We start from the raw sequence: 14,106 nt of genomic DNA, 5'->3' as shown, positions 1-14,106 counted from the left end.
CTGCAAAACCCTCCTTTAAAACGTCGAAAACCCCGGTTAGACAGGCAATAGTGTCTAACCGAAATTCCCCAAATAGGCAGTTGGCGTTTCTGCGCTAAAGACCTTTTCGTACATCTTTGTCCCTGTAATGGTGTAAGCTGAAAACGTTCGTTTCCGACGATACACTTTTAGCTATCATAACCCATTATAGACAGTGTGACAAATTCTATACGGTATGATTATACACGACGACGTTTTGGCGGGCGGCAGCCATTATGGGGAACAGGAGTCACATCACGAATAGCTGTAACTTCCAGTCCTTGCGCCTGCAATGAACGAATTGCAGCTTCACGGCCTGCACCAGGACCTTTCACTGTTACTTCCAGTGATTTCATGCCATTTTCTACTGCTGTTTTAGCAGCTGTTTCTGCAGCCATTTGTGCGGCAAATGGTGTAGATTTGCGGGAGCCTTTGAAGCCAAGTGCACCTGCAGAGCTCCATCCAATAGAATTCCCTTTGATATCCGTGATTGTCACAATCGTATTGTTAAAAGTCGAACGGATATGTGCTACACCAGTGTCAATATTCTTTTTCACACGACGTTTACGTGTAGTTGGTTTGCGAGCCATATTGGTAAACCTCCTTTACTTTACTTTTTCTTGTTAGCCATCGTACGGCGCGGACCTTTGCGTGTACGGGAGTTATTTTTCGTTTTTTGCCCGCGCATTGGCAAGCCGCGACGATGTCTGACGCCTCTGTAGGATCCAATTTCAATCAGACGCTTAATATTCAGGGATGTTTCACGACGAAGATCACCTTCAACGGTATATTCGCCGATTGCTTTACGGATACTGCTCAGTTCATCTTCTGTCAGATCGCGAACACGAGTGTCCTCGGATACACCTGCATCTTTCAGAATTTCCTGTGCAGTGGTTTTGCCAACTCCGTGAATATAGGTGAGTGAAATAACAACACGTTTATCACGTGGAATATCAATACCTGCAATACGTGCCATAAGCTTTTCGCACCTCCTTATTGTTTAGCCTTGTTTTTGTTTGTGTTTCGGATTATCGCAAATCACCATTAATTTGCCTTTTCGTTTAATGATTTTGCATTTCTCGCAAATCGGCTTTACGGATGCTCTTACTTTCATCAGATTTACCTCCTTTAGTATCGGAGCACGAGTCGTCTATTTAAAACGGTACGTAATTCGTCCTTTAGTTAAGTCATACGGTGAAAGCTCTACCGTCACCTTATCACCTGGTAAAATGCGGATGAAATGCATACGGATCTTGCCGGAGACATGGGCCAATACCGTATGACCATTCTCAAGCTCCACATTAAACATCGCATTCGGCAATGTCTCTGTTACGGTACCTTCCACTTCAATAACATCGTCTTTAGCCATCGTGTTGATCTCCCTTCCTCAAATCAGTCACTTCATTGATAAATTTCGTTATGGCAAATCGCAATTTACCATTTGTGACACGACCGGTTTCTAGAAGGCTGTTTTGGACTTCCGGAGAAATATAATCCATTGCTTCAATATGATGCAGATTCTTTTTCTTAGGCCGATCATATTTGCGTTTTTCCCCGTCTGCCAGCAAGACAAAACGGTCATCAATCAAATTCATAACTACCGCATATTGACCTGCTTCGCGTCCTTGCACGATACGAACAACTTCACCTATTCGCGGAATCGAACCATCTTCGTTCAACAACGATCACCTTCGCTTAGGCTTTTATAGTATGATAAACATTATCCGGCAATGGCAACACTTTCTTCACTGTTTATACCACAGCATTTATTATAACGCCTGGATAGCATCCTATCCAATTTATGCTAGCATCCGTCAAAAATGCTTATTGCTATTCTATCGCTGCTTGAATATCCCGAAATACCTGGTCGATTTCCTGATCGCCGTCAATGGTTACCAGATACCCCTTTTCATCATAATAGTCCAGTAACGGTTTAGCCTGTTCCATGTTGACTTTCAGGCGGTTTTTAACTGTTTCTGCCTGATCATCCTCACGCTGCACCAGCTCAGAACCATCCTTATCACAAATACCTTCCTGTTCAGGCGGGTTATAAAGCACATGATAAGTTGTTCCGCATTCCGGGCAGATTCTTCGGCCCGTCAATCGTTCCACCAAATTCTCTTCCGGAACATCTACATGCAAACAATAGTCAATGGACTTATTCAAATCTGATAATAGGGATTCTAGTCCTTCCGCTTGAGCGATGGTTCTTGGAAAACCATCCAGCAAGAACCCATCTTTGCAGTCATCTTTCCCCAAGCGTTCTTTTACAATGCCTATTGTGACGTCATCTGGAACAAGTTCGCCCTGATCCATATATTCTTTTGCCTTCTGTCCCAGTTCGGTTCCTTCCTTTATTGCCAAGCGGAACATATCTCCTGTTGAGATATGAGGGATATTATATCGTTCATTTATTTTCTCTGCCTGCGTGCCTTTTCCAGCGCCCGGCAGCCCCATCAGTATTAAATTCAACAATTTTCCCCTCGCTCTCGTTCGCGGCAACACTATTTAATAAAACCGGTGTAATGCCGCTTCACTAACTGGCTTTCTAATTGTTTCATTGTCTGCAGAGCAACACCAACAACAATCAATAAGCTCGTGCCGCCAATTTGTACAGCCTGTGGCAAGTCAGCAAGACCGCCCAAAAGAATTGGCAAGACAGAAACTGCTGCCAGAAAGATTGCTCCAACAAATGTTAAGCGATACATGACACGTGTCAGATAGGTTTCCGTGTTTTTTCCAGGGCGAATCCCGGGAATATAACCGCCTTGTTTCTGCAAGTTTTCTGCCATTTGTTCAGGATTGACTTGAACAAATGTATAAAAATACGTGAATGCAATGATCAAGGCAATATAGATGACCATCCCAATCGGCTGGGTGTAATCAAAAATAGTTTCTACTGTTGCAGCTATCTCATTGCCTTCAAATAGTCCGGCAACCGTCCTTGGCGCAATGATAAACGCAATCGCAAAGATGACCGGAATAACTCCAGCAGCATTTACTTTCAGTGGCAAATGGGTGGAATGACCTCCAACCGGTGACCGGTTGACAAGCTTTTTAGCGTATTGAATCGGTATTTTTCGGAGTGCCTGCTGAATGAAAATGACACCTACTGTAACTGCCACCACCACTAAGGCTATCAATGCAACAATCACAATGTTGATAAACAACTCATCACCAGCATCAACGAAATACTGACTATACAACTGATTCACACCATTTGGAACTGCTGCCACAATACCAGCAAAAATCAATATGGAGATTCCGTTACCTACTCCGTTCGCTGTTATCTGTTCACCAAGCCACATCAGAAAGGTCGTTCCGCTCGTCAATACAATGGCAATGATGAGAAACTTCCACACACTCGGATTACTGATAAGCATCCCACCGGCCATTGCGTTAAAGCCGATCGACATGGCAATCGCCTGAACAAATGCCAGCACGACAGTTCCGTAACGAGTAATTTGAGCCAGTTTTTTACGGCCCATATCTCCTTGCTTTTTCCATTCCGTAAACTTTGGAACAACATCCATCTGCAATAGCTGCATAATAATGGACGCGGTAATATACGGCATAATCCCCATTGCGAAAATGGAAAAGTTCTTTAATGCCCCGCCGCCGAATGTGTTCAAAAAGCCGAAAACATTCTGCTGATTCATGAAATCGATAGCTTCTTTATTCGTATACGGTACCGGAATAAATGTACCAAGACGGAAAACAATCAGCATCAGCAGTGTGAAAATGATCTTCCGTCTGATATCACCTATGCGCATAAAGTTGGAGATTGTACGGAACATTAAACCACCTCTGTTTTACCGCCCGCTGCCTCGATTGCTTCTTTTGCGGAAGCAGAGAACTTATGAGCTTTTACAGTGAATTTCTTTTCAACATTACCTTTTCCGAGCACTTTAATGCCAGACTTCGGTTTGCTGAGGACACCTTCTTCAAGTAACAGCTCAGGTGTAATCTCTGTGCCTTCTTCAAAACGATTTAAAGCATCCAAGTTTACAATCGCAAATTCCTTGCGATGAATGTTTGTGAAACCACGTTTAGGCAGACGCTGGAATAAAGGCATTTGCCCGCCCTCAAAGCTAGGGCGTGTGCTGCTTCCTTCCCGTGCCTTTTGCCCTTTATGTCCTCTGCCTGATGTTTTACCGTTGCCGGAGGACATTCCGCGGCCGACGCGGTTGCGTTTTTTACGGGTTCCTTCTGATGACTTTAGTTCATGAAGTTTCATATGTGCACCTCCTCTTACGCTTTATCGTGTTCAGACTTCTTTCACGGTCACTAGATGGGATATTTTATCAATCATCCCACGTACGGATGGTGAATCTTCACGTACGACGGATTGACGAATTTTCTTAAGGCCTAAGGAATTGACCGTCTGACGCTGTGCTTCTGTCCGGCCAATAACACTGCGCGTGAGGGTAATTTCTAATCGTTTGGACATCGTATTTCCCTCCTTATCCTAACAGTTCTTCTACAGATTTACCGCGTAGTTTAGCTACACTTTCTGCTGTTTTCAGATTGGATAAACCATTTAGAGTTGCGCGGATCATGTTGATCGGTGTATTGGATCCAAGTGATTTTGTCAGGATATCGCCAACACCTGCAAGTTCCAGAATCGCACGAACAGGGCCACCGGAGATAACTCCAGTACCTTCTGTAGCCGGCTTCATCAACACATTGCCAGATCCATGGATTCCATGTATCTGATGTGGGATTGTTGTGCCGACAATCGGTACTTCAATCAGGTTTTTCTTGGCATCATCGACTGCCTTTTTAATTGCTTCCGGAACCTCTTTGGCTTTCCCAGTTCCAAATCCTACATGACCATTTTTGTCCCCGACTACAACCAGTGCAGCAAAACGGAAGTTACGTCCACCTTTTACAACTTTTGCAACACGGTTAATCGCAACAACACGTTCTTCAAGATCTAACTTGTTTGGATCAATGCTAGTATGCATTCATGTCCCTCCTTTGTCTATCAGTTAAAATTCTAGTCCAGCCTCACGGGCAGCCTCAGCCAATGCTTTTACACGTCCGTGGTAAAGGTAGCCGCCGCGGTCAAAAACAACAGAACGATAACCTTTATCCAAGGCACGCTGGGCAACCAATTTGCCAGTTTCTGTTGCTGCATTCACGTTGCCGGTTCCTTCCAAGTTTAGTTCGTTATCATTAGTAGAAGCACTTGCTACGGTAACACCAGCAGTGTCATCAATCAATTGTGCATAAATGTGTTTATTTGAACGGTACACATTGAGACGGGGGCGCTCCTGTGTCCCAAAAACATTTTTGCGGACACGCGCATGTCTCTTCTTGCGCAGATCGTTTTTGTCAGGTTTTGTGATCATCCGGGTCACTCCTTTCTGCTCCCTAACTAACCTTACTTAGCAGTCTTACCTTCTTTTTGTCGTACATATTCGCCTTCATAACGAATTCCTTTTCCTTTATAAGGTTCAGGCGGCCGGATTGCTCTGATCTTGGCAGCAACAGCGCCTACGAGTTCCTTATCGATACCTTTGACGACAACTCTAGTATTTTGTGGCACATCAACCTCAATGCCTTCAACTGGTTCAACTTCAACTGGGTGTGAGTACCCTGCGTTGACAACTACCTTGTCGCCCTGTTTTTGCGCACGATATCCAACACCATTAATCTCCAGCGCTTTTTCAAAGCCGTTGTGAACACCATTAACCATATTGGCGATCAGGCTGCGGGTCGTACCGTGCAATGCACGATGCTCCTTGTGTTCACTTGGGCGTTCAACAGTCAGTACATTATCGTCAATAACTACTTTCATGTCCGGGTGAATATTTCTTGTCAATTCACCTTTGGGACCTTTTGCTGTAACGGCGTTTCCATCAAGTTTCACTTCGACACCCTCTGGAATTTCGAGCGGTTTAAGTCCTATACGAGACATTCCATACACCTCCTGTCCTAAAAGTTAATGTTACCAGACATATGCAAGCACTTCGCCGCCAACGGCCTGTGTGCGTGCTTCTTTGTCAGTCAGTACTCCATTTGATGTTGATACGATAGCGATACCCAGGCCGTTCAGTACACGTGGCACTTCATCAGCTTTTGCATAAACACGAAGACCTGGTTTACTGATGCGTTTAAGACCAGTAATGACACGTTCCTCTTTGGTACCGTATTTCAGGAAAATGCGCAGAATACCTTGTTTATTGTCTTCGATGAATTCATAATCACGGACAAAACCTTCACGTTTAAGAATATCAGCAATTTCCTTTTTCATTTTAGAAGCCGGAAGCTCTAATTTTTCATGACGTACCATATTGGCGTTGCGGATGCGGGTTAGCATATCTGCGATTGGATCTGTCATAACCATTACTACATTACCTCCTTCCCAAATCGGGGTTTACCAGCTTGCTTTTTTGACGCCTGGAATTTGGCCTTTATAGGCAAGTTCACGGAAACATATACGGCACAATTTAAATTTGCGAATTACAGAATGCGGGCGGCCGCAGCGTTCACAACGTGTATATTCGCGCACTTTAAACTTCTGCGGGCGTTTTTGTTTCGCAATCATTGATTTTTTAGCCACAATTTTCCCTCCTTAAGATTAGCCCTTGGCTTATTTTTGAAAAGGCATGCCAAGCTGACTCAACAATTCACGTGCCTCTTCGTCTGTATTGGAAGAAGTTACGACAACAACATCCATGCCACGTACTTTGCTTACTTTGTCATAGTTGATTTCCGGGAAAATCAGCTGTTCTTTAATACCAAGTGTATAGTTGCCACGGCCGTCAAAAGCTTTTTTAGAAATACCGCGAAAGTCACGAACACGTGGAAGTGACACTGCAATCAGTTTTTGCAGGAATTCATACATCCGTTCGCCTCTTAAAGTTACTTTCGTTCCGATTGGCATTCCTTCACGAAGACGGAATCCGGCAATTGATTTCCTGGCACGTGTAACAATCGGTTTCTGTCCGGAAATCAGCGCAAGTTCCTCGACTGCGTTATCCAGTGCTTTCGTGTTCTGGACAGCGTCGCCGACACCCATGTTGACGACGATTTTTTCAATCTGAGGTACTTCCATTACGGAATCATATTCAAATTTATTCATCAGCGATGGCATAATTTCATCCTGGTATTTTTGCTTCAATTCGTTCATACGAGAGCCCTCCTTTCACCTGCGAACTATTTATCTAATGCTTCACCGGATTTTTTGGCGATACGGACTTTCTTTCCATCACGTTCTTCATAACCAACACGTGTTGGTTCACCGGTTTTTGGATCGATTGGCATTACATTGGAAACATGGATAGCCGCTTCCTGGTTCAGAATCCCGCCTTGTGGGTTATCCTGTGAAGGTTTCGCGTGTTTCTTAATCATGTTGATGCCTTCAACCAGAACACGTTCCTTTTTCGGAAATGCTTCTAATATCGTTCCTTCTTTTCCGCTGTCTTTGCCGGAAATAACTTTGATTTTGTCACCTTTTTTTACATGCATGCTTTACGCACCTCCTTGACAAGGCTTTTCTTTCTCTTTACAGTACTTCCGGAGCAAGAGATACGATCTTCATGAATTTTGCATCACGCAATTCACGTGCAACCGGTCCGAAAATACGAGTGCCTCTCGGGCCTTTGTCATCACGCACAACTACGGCAGCATTTTCATCAAAACGAATATATGAGCCATCATCGCGGCGTACACCGGATTTTGAGCGAACAATGACCGCTTTTACAATTTCGCCTTTTTTGACAACGCCTCCTGGTGTAGCGTGTTTCACCGTGCAAACAACAATATCACCGATGTTGGCAGTCTTGCGGCCGGAACCGCCCAAAACTTTGATGGTTTTGACTTCGCGGGCACCAGAGTTATCTGCAACTTTCAAATTAGTTTCTTGCTGAATCATATCGCTGTGACCTCCCTTCGGATACCTTCCGAGCGAACTTAATTATATAATGACCGCTTCTTCAACGATTTCAACCAGACGGAAACGTTTTGTAGCTGACAGTGGACGGGTTTCCATAATCCGAACAACGTCGCCATTTTTCGCTTGGTTATTTTCATCATGTGTTTTGAATTTTTTGGAATACTTCACACGTTTGCCGTACAACTGATGAAACTTGTATGTTTCAACTACAACTGTAATGGTTTTATCCATTTTATCGGAAACAACACGGCCTGTGTAAACTTTCCTATTATTACGCTCACTCATATTGAGGCAGCCTCCTCTCAGGTTAATTATTAATACTCAGTTCGCGCTGGCGCACAACAGTTTTCATACGGGCGATAGTCTTTTTCACTTCACGAATGCGCGCAGTGTTTTCAAGTTGACCTGTTGCGAGCTGAAAGCGTAAATTAAAGAGCTCTTCTTTTAATGACTTGACCTTCTGTTCAATTTCGGCAGTGGTTAGTTCTCTAATTTCATTAGCTTTCATTTGATTCACCACCAATTTCTTCACGTTTTACGAATTTAGTTTTAATCGGCAGTTTATGAGAAGCAAGCCGCAACGCTTCACGCGCAACCTCTTCAGGTACACCTGCTATTTCAAACATGATTTTTCCAGGTTTCACTACTGCTACCCAGCCTTCTGGAGCACCTTTACCGGAACCCATACGAACCTCTAGGGGCTTTGCAGTATATGGCTTATCAGGAAAGATTTTAATCCATACTTTACCGCCACGTTTCATATAGCGGGTCATTGCGATACGAGCTGCCTCGATTTGACGGCTTGTGATCCATGTCGGCTCAATTGCCTGCAGCCCATATTCACCAAAGGCAACTGTCTTGCCACCTTTTGCTTGGCCTTTCATACGGCCACGGTGCTGTCTGCGATATTTAACACGTTTAGGCATTAACATAATGCATGTCCCCCTTCCTTAGTTTTCTGTTTTCGTTGGAAGGACTTCTCCACGATAGATCCACACTTTGACACCCAATTTACCGTAAGTGGTGTCTGCTTCTGCTGTACCGTAGTCGATGTCGGCACGCAATGTGTGCAATGGAACCGTTCCTTCACTGTAATGTTCCGCACGGGCGATATCGGCGCCGCCTAGACGTCCGGACACTTGTGTTTTAATTCCTTTTGCTCCTCCACGCATCGCACGCTGGATAGTTTGTTTCTGTGCACGGCGGAATGAAATGCGGTTTTCGAGCTGACGTGCAATGTTTTCTGCAACAAGTGTCGCATTAAGGTCTACCTTCTTGATCTCAACAATATTAATGTGAACACGTTTGCCTGTCAGGCTGTTCAATGATTTACGCAAAGCTTCAACTTCAGATCCGCCTTTTCCGATAACCATTCCTGGCTTCCCGGTATGAATCGTTATATTCACACGATTGGCTGCACGCTCTATATCAATATGGGAAACTGAGGCTGTCCTCAAACGGTTTTCAAGATATTCTCTGATTTTAATATCTTCGTGAAGTAAGTCTGCATATTCGCTGCCGGCATACCATTTGGACTCCCAGTCACGGATGACACCGACGCGAAGGCCATTTGGATTAACTTTTTGACCCACTGACTATCCCTCCTTCTTTTCTGTTACCACGATCGTAATGTGGCTAGTGCGTTTATTGATTTGGCTTGCGCGTCCTTGTGCACGTGGACGGAAACGTTTCAACGTGACACCTTCATCAACAAAAGCTTCAGATATCATCAGATTATCGGCTTCCATTTCGTAATTGTGTTCTGCATTAGCAACAGCAGAGTTTAATACTTTTTCTACTTCCGGAGAAGCACCGCGTTGTGTATGACGCAAAATCGCAATTGCCTCGCCGATTTCTTTTCCTCGAATCAAATCTACGACTAAACGAACTTTACGAGGAGCAATGCGAACAGATTTTGCAACGGCTTTTGCTTGCATGTAGAGTGCCTCCTCTCATTAGCGTTTTGTTTTCTTATCATCGCCAGAATGCCCTTTAAACGTGCGGCTTGGCGCGAACTCACCTAATTTATGACCGACCATGTCTTCTGTCACATAGACAGGTACATGCTTGCGTCCATCGTAGACAGCAATTGTGTGTCCGACAAAATTAGGGAAAATAGTTGAACGACGGGACCAGGTCTTAATTACCTGCTTCTTTTCCGATTCATTCAAACCCTCTACCTTTTTCATAAGATGGTCATCTGCAAAAGGTCCTTTTTTTAAACTGCGGCCCATAGATAAACCTCCTTTCGCGGTTGGACAACAGGCATCCTGTTTCGCCTGAACTTCCGGTTATTTTTTACGCTTGCGTACGATATATTTGTCTGATTGCTTATTGCGCTTACGAGTTCTATAACCGATGGTTGGTTTACCCCAAGGTGAGACGGGTGCTTCAAGACCGATGAATGATTTTCCTTCACCACCACCATGCGGGTGATCGTAAGCGTTCATAACAGTACCACGAACACTTGGACGTTTACCCTTCCAACGTGAGCGGCCTGCCTTACCTACTCGAATCAGCTCATTTTCCACATTACCGACTTGGCCGATTGTGGCACGGCATTCAGACAAGATCAAGCGAACTTCTTCTGATGTCAGGCGGACTAATGTGTATTTGCCTTCGCGTCCAATAATCTGCGCATCAGCACCTGCCGAGCGTACCAATTGGGCACCACGACCGGGTTTCAATTCGACATTGTGAATAATCGTACCGATAGGAATATCTTTTAGTTTCTTAGCATTTCCAAGTTTGATGTCAGCATCTTCGCCGGATATAATTTCCTGTCCAACTTTAATGCCTTTTGGAGCCAGGATATATCGCTTCTCACCATCAGCGTAATGAATCAGAGCAATATTGGCAGAACGGTTTGGGTCATATTCAACTGTAGCAACGCGTCCTTTGATGCCATCTTTATCACGCTTGAAGTCAATGATACGGTATTGTCGTTTATGGCCGCCACCTTGATGACGAACGGTCATTTTACCCTGATTATTACGTCCGCCGCGTTTATACAATGGGCTTAACAGGGTTTTTTCCGGAGTGTCAGCCGTTATCTCCGTGAAATCAGCTGCAGACATATTACGTCTGCCATTTGATGTTGGCTTGAATTTTTTAATCGCCATCTTTTTCCCTCCTTCACTTGTTAGTTAATTAGCCTTCAAAAAAGTCCAGTTCTTTGCTGTCTTCCGAAAGCTGCACAATTGCTTTTTTGCGATCCGGGCGATAGCCGCCGTAACGGCCCATTCGTTTAAATTTACCTTTTACGTTCATCGTGTTAATGTTTTCTACTTTTACATCAAAAACAACTTCAACAGCATTTTTAATCTCTGTCTTATTCGATTTTGGATTTACTTCGAACGTATATTTCTTTTCTGCCATTAGATCAGATGAGTGTTCCGTAATGACAGGGCGCCTTATAACATCACGTGGATCTTTCATCGTGCCAGCACCTCCCCTGCTTTTTCAGCTGCATCTTTTGTTATGATCAGCTTGTCATGCTTCAGCAAGTCCAATACATTTACTTCGTCTACTGTAAGCACATGAACATTTGGAAGGTTGTTCGCTGAACGGGCAACAATAGCATCTTTATCAGCTGTCACGATCAGCGTTTTCGTATCTGCGTCCAGTGCAGCCAGCATTTTCTTAACTTCTTTTGTCTTTGGCGCATCGATTGAAATCTCATCCAGAACTAGCAGATTATCTTCATTCAATTTCGATGATAGAGCAGACTTTAGTGCTAGACGGCGCATTTTCTTTGGCATTTTATAGCTGTAACTACGTGGTGTTGGGCCAAATACAGTTCCGCCGCCAACCCATTGTGGTGAACGGATTGATCCTTGCCGGGCACGGCCTGTTCCTTTTTGGCGCCAAGGTTTGCGTCCCCCGCCACTTACTTCAGAACGATTTTTCACTTTATGTGTGCCCTGACGCATGGATGCTTGTTGCATAACAACTGCCTCATGCATAACATGTGTGTTTGGTTCAATACCGAAAACGGCGTCATTCAGACTGACATCTCCGGCTTGAGATCCATCTTGATTCATTAGTGCTACTTTAGGCATGACATATCCTCCTTTCGTTTGTGTGATTAGTTAGCCTTTATTGCACTCGTCACTTTTACGAATGATTTCTTTGCTCCAGGAATGTTCCCTTTAACCAATAGTAAATTTCGCTCCGCATCTACTTTGACAATTTCCAGGTTTTGAATAGTAACCTGTTTACCACCCATTTGGCCCGGAAGCTTCTTGCCTTTAAATACGTGCATGGAGTTGATATCACCCAATGTACCCGGACCTCTATGGTAATGGGAACCGTGAGTTTCCGGACCGCGCTGCTGTCCGTGGCGCTTAATCGCACCCTGGAACCCTTTCCCTTTTGTTGTACCAGTTACATCAATCGTATCTCCTGCTTCAAACAAATCAACGCTAAGTTCCTGACCAACGTCATATTCATCAGGGCTAGCGTCACGGATTTCACGAACGTAGCGCTTAGGAGCTGTGCTTGCTTTTTCAGCATGACCTTTCTCCGCCTTGTTTGAACGTGATTCCTTTTTGTCTGCAAAACCGAGTTGCACTGCTTCGTAACCGTCATTCTCCATTGTCCGCTTCTGCAGAACAACGTTAGGCTCAGCCTGAATGACCGTTACCGGTGTCAATTCACCCTCTTCTGAGAAGAGTTGTGTCATGCCGATTTTGCGGCCTAAGATTCCTTTCGTCATCCGTTACACCTCCTATAATAACTCAATCGTTTATAATTTAATTTCAATGTCAACACCGGACGGCAGGTCAAGACGCATGAGTGAGTCGACTGTCTGCGGTGTTGGGTCGACGATGTCGATTAAGCGTTTATGCGTACGCATTTCGAACTGTTCACGGGCATCTTTAAATTTATGTGTCGCACGCAATACCGTGTAAACAGATTTTTCTGTTGGCAATGGTATTGGTCCGGACACATTCGCTCCCGAACGTTTTGCAGTATCCACAATTTTTTCTGCGGACTGATCTAGAATGCGGTGATCATAAGCTTTTAACCGAATACGGATCTTTTCTTTTGCCATTATTTTCCCTCCTTTACGCCCATTTTAAATAGACATGCTCCATGAAAATTTCTTGACCATCCGCCATGGCAAAGGGGCCGGGTGTGTCAACAACCTTTCAATTCATCGCTTTTTTTGACCAACATTATCATTATACATAATTATGAAGGCCAACGCAACCACTGATTGTCTCTATCAAATAATTGCGCACATCTATGTATTATACAAACTTGACCCTGCAATTGCAAGGGCTGGGAAGCATTTTCTATAAAATTTCTAGCTTTTTCGTGCAAAATAGCTGTTGTTGCTCTGATAGACCGACGACATCCGCAGCTGAATGGTTTCAGAGGGATTTAGAATACGCTTTTTCAAAGGCTCTTTTCGTATACCCTGTTGTTATCCAGTGCAATTGAAATAAACTGCGACACAAGTGCTACGTTGATTTCCACTCTGGGCAGTCGCTTTCACCACGGGCATAAGTGCGACATCTGCTCAAGTTCACGCTGTTCACTTTCGCAGTGTCTTCTTTACCGCGGGCACGGCTTCAGCCTCCGTTGCGGAAAACCGCCGCTGCTCAGGTCTAGACACATGCTGTTCCCGCAGGACAAGGAAGGCTCCGGCAGCGTTACATCGCACGAAGAAAATGTGTACACATTTTCGAGGAGTCGACTGCCCTCCGTTCCAATCAACCAACACAATAGAGATTTAATCAAGCAACAAATAAATGTATTGGGATTATGAACGCACAACACTAGCGGAGGAAATAAACGGAGACTCCTGTGGGAGCAGAGGCCTAGATGAGACCCCGAAGTGCAAAACGCGAGGAGGCTCATCAGCCGCCCACGGAAAGCGACGAGCAAGACATCCACCGAGTAAGCTGCGAGTTGCGAGGAGTGCGGCTTCACCGAAAGAACTTGCAACACGACGAGCACCAAGTGTATTTCCGTAGCGGTGGTCTAACACTCATACAAAGTTGTGTCGCAGTTTATAAAAGTTTCTAATTAAACTCTCATCCTAAAATGATGCAAATAGCAATAATCTTTAAGAGAACAGTCTTATCAAAAGAAAATAATTTAGCCTTCAATAGAGTAGGGTAACCTTTCTCAAGGCTACCCCCTCATCAAACCGCACGTGCCCTATTAAGGCATAC

Annotated in this window: 28 protein-coding genes; all 28 read right to left on the bottom strand. The window is 44.4% G+C overall.

Annotated elements, in window-relative coordinates:
* Window positions 1–218: 218 nt before the first annotated feature.
* The gene (rpsK, locus tag ACFSUO_RS13425; protein ID WP_382394926.1) at window positions 219–608 is read right to left on the bottom strand and encodes a 30S ribosomal protein S11; all 390 of its coding nucleotides are present in this window, start codon (window positions 606–608) and stop codon (window positions 219–221) included.
* A gap of 20 nt (window positions 609–628) precedes the next feature.
* The gene (gene rpsM, locus ACFSUO_RS13420) at window positions 629–994 is read right to left on the bottom strand and encodes a 30S ribosomal protein S13 (RefSeq protein ID WP_382394924.1); all 366 of its coding nucleotides are present in this window, start codon (window positions 992–994) and stop codon (window positions 629–631) included.
* Between the two features lie 24 nt (window positions 995–1,018).
* Entirely contained in the window at window positions 1,019–1,132 is a 114-nt protein-coding gene (gene rpmJ / locus ACFSUO_RS13415; protein WP_068446074.1) for a 50S ribosomal protein L36, read from the bottom strand.
* A gap of 36 nt (window positions 1,133–1,168) precedes the next feature.
* The gene (gene infA / locus ACFSUO_RS13410; RefSeq protein ID WP_382394922.1) at window positions 1,169–1,387 is read right to left on the bottom strand and encodes a translation initiation factor IF-1; all 219 of its coding nucleotides are present in this window, start codon (window positions 1,385–1,387) and stop codon (window positions 1,169–1,171) included.
* Window positions 1,380–1,697: a KOW motif-containing protein gene (locus ACFSUO_RS13405; protein WP_382394920.1), complete on the bottom strand. Its 318-nt coding sequence runs from the start codon at window positions 1,695–1,697 to the stop codon at window positions 1,380–1,382. Before ACFSUO_RS13405 ends, infA begins: the two co-directional genes overlap by 8 nt.
* Window positions 1,698–1,848: 151 nt before the next feature.
* Window positions 1,849–2,490: an adenylate kinase gene (locus ACFSUO_RS13400; protein WP_382394918.1), complete on the bottom strand. Its 642-nt coding sequence runs from the start codon at window positions 2,488–2,490 to the stop codon at window positions 1,849–1,851.
* A 32-nt stretch (window positions 2,491–2,522) separates the two neighbouring features.
* Window positions 2,523–3,815, bottom strand: coding sequence for a preprotein translocase subunit SecY (gene secY / locus ACFSUO_RS13395; protein WP_382394916.1), 1,293 nt, complete (start codon window positions 3,813–3,815; stop codon window positions 2,523–2,525).
* Window positions 3,815–4,255, bottom strand: a complete 441-nt coding sequence (gene rplO, locus ACFSUO_RS13390) for a 50S ribosomal protein L15 (protein WP_382394914.1) — start codon at window positions 4,253–4,255, stop codon at window positions 3,815–3,817. Before rplO ends, secY begins: the two co-directional genes overlap by 1 nt.
* A 30-nt stretch (window positions 4,256–4,285) precedes the next feature.
* The gene (gene rpmD / locus ACFSUO_RS13385) at window positions 4,286–4,468 is read right to left on the bottom strand and encodes a 50S ribosomal protein L30 (protein WP_382394912.1); all 183 of its coding nucleotides are present in this window, start codon (window positions 4,466–4,468) and stop codon (window positions 4,286–4,288) included.
* Between the two features lie 13 nt (window positions 4,469–4,481).
* Window positions 4,482–4,985: a 30S ribosomal protein S5 gene (gene rpsE, locus ACFSUO_RS13380; protein ID WP_382394910.1), complete on the bottom strand. Its 504-nt coding sequence runs from the start codon at window positions 4,983–4,985 to the stop codon at window positions 4,482–4,484.
* 24 nt (window positions 4,986–5,009) lie between these two features.
* Entirely contained in the window at window positions 5,010–5,372 is a 363-nt protein-coding gene (gene rplR, locus ACFSUO_RS13375) for a 50S ribosomal protein L18 (protein WP_382394908.1), read from the bottom strand.
* A 32-nt stretch (window positions 5,373–5,404) separates the two neighbouring features.
* On the bottom strand, window positions 5,405–5,941 hold the full coding sequence (gene rplF / locus ACFSUO_RS13370; protein ID WP_382394906.1) for a 50S ribosomal protein L6: 537 nt from the start codon (window positions 5,939–5,941) through the stop codon (window positions 5,405–5,407).
* A gap of 30 nt (window positions 5,942–5,971) precedes the next feature.
* Window positions 5,972–6,370 carry a 30S ribosomal protein S8 gene (rpsH, locus tag ACFSUO_RS13365; protein WP_382394904.1) on the bottom strand — a complete coding sequence of 133 codons (399 nt, stop codon included), beginning with the start codon at window positions 6,368–6,370 and terminating at the stop codon, window positions 5,972–5,974.
* Window positions 6,371–6,400: 30 nt separating this feature from the next.
* A complete protein-coding gene (locus tag ACFSUO_RS13360; protein ID WP_077324032.1) occupies window positions 6,401–6,586 on the bottom strand; it encodes a type Z 30S ribosomal protein S14 in 186 nt (61 codons plus the stop codon).
* Window positions 6,587–6,616: 30 nt separating this feature from the next.
* Window positions 6,617–7,156: a 50S ribosomal protein L5 gene (rplE, locus tag ACFSUO_RS13355; protein ID WP_382394901.1), complete on the bottom strand. Its 540-nt coding sequence runs from the start codon at window positions 7,154–7,156 to the stop codon at window positions 6,617–6,619.
* Between the two features lie 26 nt (window positions 7,157–7,182).
* Window positions 7,183–7,494 (bottom strand): 50S ribosomal protein L24, encoded by a 312-nt coding sequence (gene rplX / locus ACFSUO_RS13350; protein WP_382394899.1) that lies wholly within the window; start codon window positions 7,492–7,494, stop codon window positions 7,183–7,185.
* 37 nt (window positions 7,495–7,531) lie between these two features.
* The gene (gene rplN, locus ACFSUO_RS13345) at window positions 7,532–7,900 is read right to left on the bottom strand and encodes a 50S ribosomal protein L14 (RefSeq protein ID WP_382394897.1); all 369 of its coding nucleotides are present in this window, start codon (window positions 7,898–7,900) and stop codon (window positions 7,532–7,534) included.
* A 42-nt stretch (window positions 7,901–7,942) separates the two neighbouring features.
* The gene (gene rpsQ / locus ACFSUO_RS13340; protein ID WP_129676173.1) at window positions 7,943–8,206 is read right to left on the bottom strand and encodes a 30S ribosomal protein S17; all 264 of its coding nucleotides are present in this window, start codon (window positions 8,204–8,206) and stop codon (window positions 7,943–7,945) included.
* A 22-nt stretch (window positions 8,207–8,228) separates the two neighbouring features.
* On the bottom strand, window positions 8,229–8,429 hold the full coding sequence (gene rpmC, locus ACFSUO_RS13335) for a 50S ribosomal protein L29 (RefSeq protein ID WP_129676170.1): 201 nt from the start codon (window positions 8,427–8,429) through the stop codon (window positions 8,229–8,231).
* Window positions 8,419–8,853 carry a 50S ribosomal protein L16 gene (gene rplP, locus ACFSUO_RS13330; RefSeq protein WP_382394894.1) on the bottom strand — a complete coding sequence of 145 codons (435 nt, stop codon included), beginning with the start codon at window positions 8,851–8,853 and terminating at the stop codon, window positions 8,419–8,421. The genes rpmC and rplP overlap by 11 nt, the downstream gene beginning before the upstream one ends.
* A gap of 18 nt (window positions 8,854–8,871) precedes the next feature.
* A complete protein-coding gene (rpsC, locus tag ACFSUO_RS13325) occupies window positions 8,872–9,513 on the bottom strand; it encodes a 30S ribosomal protein S3 (protein WP_382394892.1) in 642 nt (213 codons plus the stop codon).
* A 3-nt stretch (window positions 9,514–9,516) separates the two neighbouring features.
* A complete protein-coding gene (gene rplV / locus ACFSUO_RS13320) occupies window positions 9,517–9,858 on the bottom strand; it encodes a 50S ribosomal protein L22 (protein WP_382394890.1) in 342 nt (113 codons plus the stop codon).
* 18 nt (window positions 9,859–9,876) lie between these two features.
* Complete coding sequence (gene rpsS / locus ACFSUO_RS13315) at window positions 9,877–10,155, bottom strand: 30S ribosomal protein S19 (RefSeq protein ID WP_382394888.1); 279 nt, start codon at window positions 10,153–10,155, stop codon at window positions 9,877–9,879.
* Between the two features lie 57 nt (window positions 10,156–10,212).
* The gene (gene rplB, locus ACFSUO_RS13310; protein ID WP_382394886.1) at window positions 10,213–11,043 is read right to left on the bottom strand and encodes a 50S ribosomal protein L2; all 831 of its coding nucleotides are present in this window, start codon (window positions 11,041–11,043) and stop codon (window positions 10,213–10,215) included.
* Window positions 11,044–11,071: 28 nt separating this feature from the next.
* Window positions 11,072–11,359 (bottom strand): 50S ribosomal protein L23, encoded by a 288-nt coding sequence (gene rplW / locus ACFSUO_RS13305; RefSeq protein WP_382394884.1) that lies wholly within the window; start codon window positions 11,357–11,359, stop codon window positions 11,072–11,074.
* Window positions 11,356–11,982 carry a 50S ribosomal protein L4 gene (gene rplD, locus ACFSUO_RS13300; RefSeq protein WP_382394882.1) on the bottom strand — a complete coding sequence of 209 codons (627 nt, stop codon included), beginning with the start codon at window positions 11,980–11,982 and terminating at the stop codon, window positions 11,356–11,358. Before rplD ends, rplW begins: the two co-directional genes overlap by 4 nt.
* 26 nt (window positions 11,983–12,008) lie before the next feature.
* The gene (gene rplC / locus ACFSUO_RS13295) at window positions 12,009–12,638 is read right to left on the bottom strand and encodes a 50S ribosomal protein L3 (protein WP_382394880.1); all 630 of its coding nucleotides are present in this window, start codon (window positions 12,636–12,638) and stop codon (window positions 12,009–12,011) included.
* Between the two features lie 30 nt (window positions 12,639–12,668).
* Complete coding sequence (gene rpsJ, locus ACFSUO_RS13290; protein ID WP_382394878.1) at window positions 12,669–12,977, bottom strand: 30S ribosomal protein S10; 309 nt, start codon at window positions 12,975–12,977, stop codon at window positions 12,669–12,671.
* Window positions 12,978–14,106: the final 1,129 nt, after the last annotated feature.

It is taken from the genome of Lentibacillus juripiscarius (assembly GCF_042685205.1).
GTDB classification, from domain to species: domain Bacteria; phylum Bacillota; class Bacilli; order Bacillales; family Amphibacillaceae; genus Lentibacillus; species Lentibacillus juripiscarius.
This window is presented reverse-complemented; position numbering and strand designations above follow the sequence as displayed.

What these genes read in the sequence shown, in the direction of transcription:
- rpsQ (WP_129676173.1), bottom strand. Translation starts at nt 8,206, where the DNA reads ATGAGTGAGCGTAATAATAGGAAAGTTTACACAGGCCGTGTTGTTTCC.
- rpsS (WP_382394888.1), bottom strand. Translation starts at nt 10,155, where the DNA reads ATGGGCCGCAGTTTAAAAAAAGGACCTTTTGCAGATGACCATCTTATG.
- rplE (WP_382394901.1), bottom strand. Translation starts at nt 7,156, where the DNA reads ATGAACGAATTGAAGCAAAAATACCAGGATGAAATTATGCCATCGCTG.
- rpsH (WP_382394904.1), bottom strand. Translation starts at nt 6,370, where the DNA reads ATGGTTATGACAGATCCAATCGCAGATATGCTAACCCGCATCCGCAAC.
- rplB (WP_382394886.1), bottom strand. Translation starts at nt 11,043, where the DNA reads ATGGCGATTAAAAAATTCAAGCCAACATCAAATGGCAGACGTAATATG.
- rplF (WP_382394906.1), bottom strand. Translation starts at nt 5,941, where the DNA reads ATGTCTCGTATAGGACTTAAACCGCTCGAAATTCCAGAGGGTGTCGAA.
- rplX (WP_382394899.1), bottom strand. Translation starts at nt 7,494, where the DNA reads ATGCATGTAAAAAAAGGTGACAAAATCAAAGTTATTTCCGGCAAAGAC.
- infA (WP_382394922.1), bottom strand. Translation starts at nt 1,387, where the DNA reads ATGGCTAAAGACGATGTTATTGAAGTGGAAGGTACCGTAACAGAGACA.
- rpsK (WP_382394926.1), bottom strand. Translation starts at nt 608, where the DNA reads ATGGCTCGCAAACCAACTACACGTAAACGTCGTGTGAAAAAGAATATT.
- rpsJ (WP_382394878.1), bottom strand. Translation starts at nt 12,977, where the DNA reads ATGGCAAAAGAAAAGATCCGTATTCGGTTAAAAGCTTATGATCACCGC.
- rpsM (WP_382394924.1), bottom strand. Translation starts at nt 994, where the DNA reads ATGGCACGTATTGCAGGTATTGATATTCCACGTGATAAACGTGTTGTT.
- rplN (WP_382394897.1), bottom strand. Translation starts at nt 7,900, where the DNA reads ATGATTCAGCAAGAAACTAATTTGAAAGTTGCAGATAACTCTGGTGCC.
- rplC (WP_382394880.1), bottom strand. Translation starts at nt 12,638, where the DNA reads ATGACGAAAGGAATCTTAGGCCGCAAAATCGGCATGACACAACTCTTC.
- rpsE (WP_382394910.1), bottom strand. Translation starts at nt 4,985, where the DNA reads ATGCATACTAGCATTGATCCAAACAAGTTAGATCTTGAAGAACGTGTT.
- rplO (WP_382394914.1), bottom strand. Translation starts at nt 4,255, where the DNA reads ATGAAACTTCATGAACTAAAGTCATCAGAAGGAACCCGTAAAAAACGC.
- rpmC (WP_129676170.1), bottom strand. Translation starts at nt 8,429, where the DNA reads ATGAAAGCTAATGAAATTAGAGAACTAACCACTGCCGAAATTGAACAG.
- rplV (WP_382394890.1), bottom strand. Translation starts at nt 9,858, where the DNA reads ATGCAAGCAAAAGCCGTTGCAAAATCTGTTCGCATTGCTCCTCGTAAA.
- rpmJ (WP_068446074.1), bottom strand. Translation starts at nt 1,132, where the DNA reads ATGAAAGTAAGAGCATCCGTAAAGCCGATTTGCGAGAAATGCAAAATC.
- rplW (WP_382394884.1), bottom strand. Translation starts at nt 11,359, where the DNA reads ATGAAAGATCCACGTGATGTTATAAGGCGCCCTGTCATTACGGAACAC.
- rplP (WP_382394894.1), bottom strand. Translation starts at nt 8,853, where the DNA reads ATGTTAATGCCTAAACGTGTTAAATATCGCAGACAGCACCGTGGCCGT.
- secY (WP_382394916.1), bottom strand. Translation starts at nt 3,815, where the DNA reads ATGTTCCGTACAATCTCCAACTTTATGCGCATAGGTGATATCAGACGG.
- rplR (WP_382394908.1), bottom strand. Translation starts at nt 5,372, where the DNA reads ATGATCACAAAACCTGACAAAAACGATCTGCGCAAGAAGAGACATGCG.
- rpmD (WP_382394912.1), bottom strand. Translation starts at nt 4,468, where the DNA reads ATGTCCAAACGATTAGAAATTACCCTCACGCGCAGTGTTATTGGCCGG.
- rplD (WP_382394882.1), bottom strand. Translation starts at nt 11,982, where the DNA reads ATGCCTAAAGTAGCACTAATGAATCAAGATGGATCTCAAGCCGGAGAT.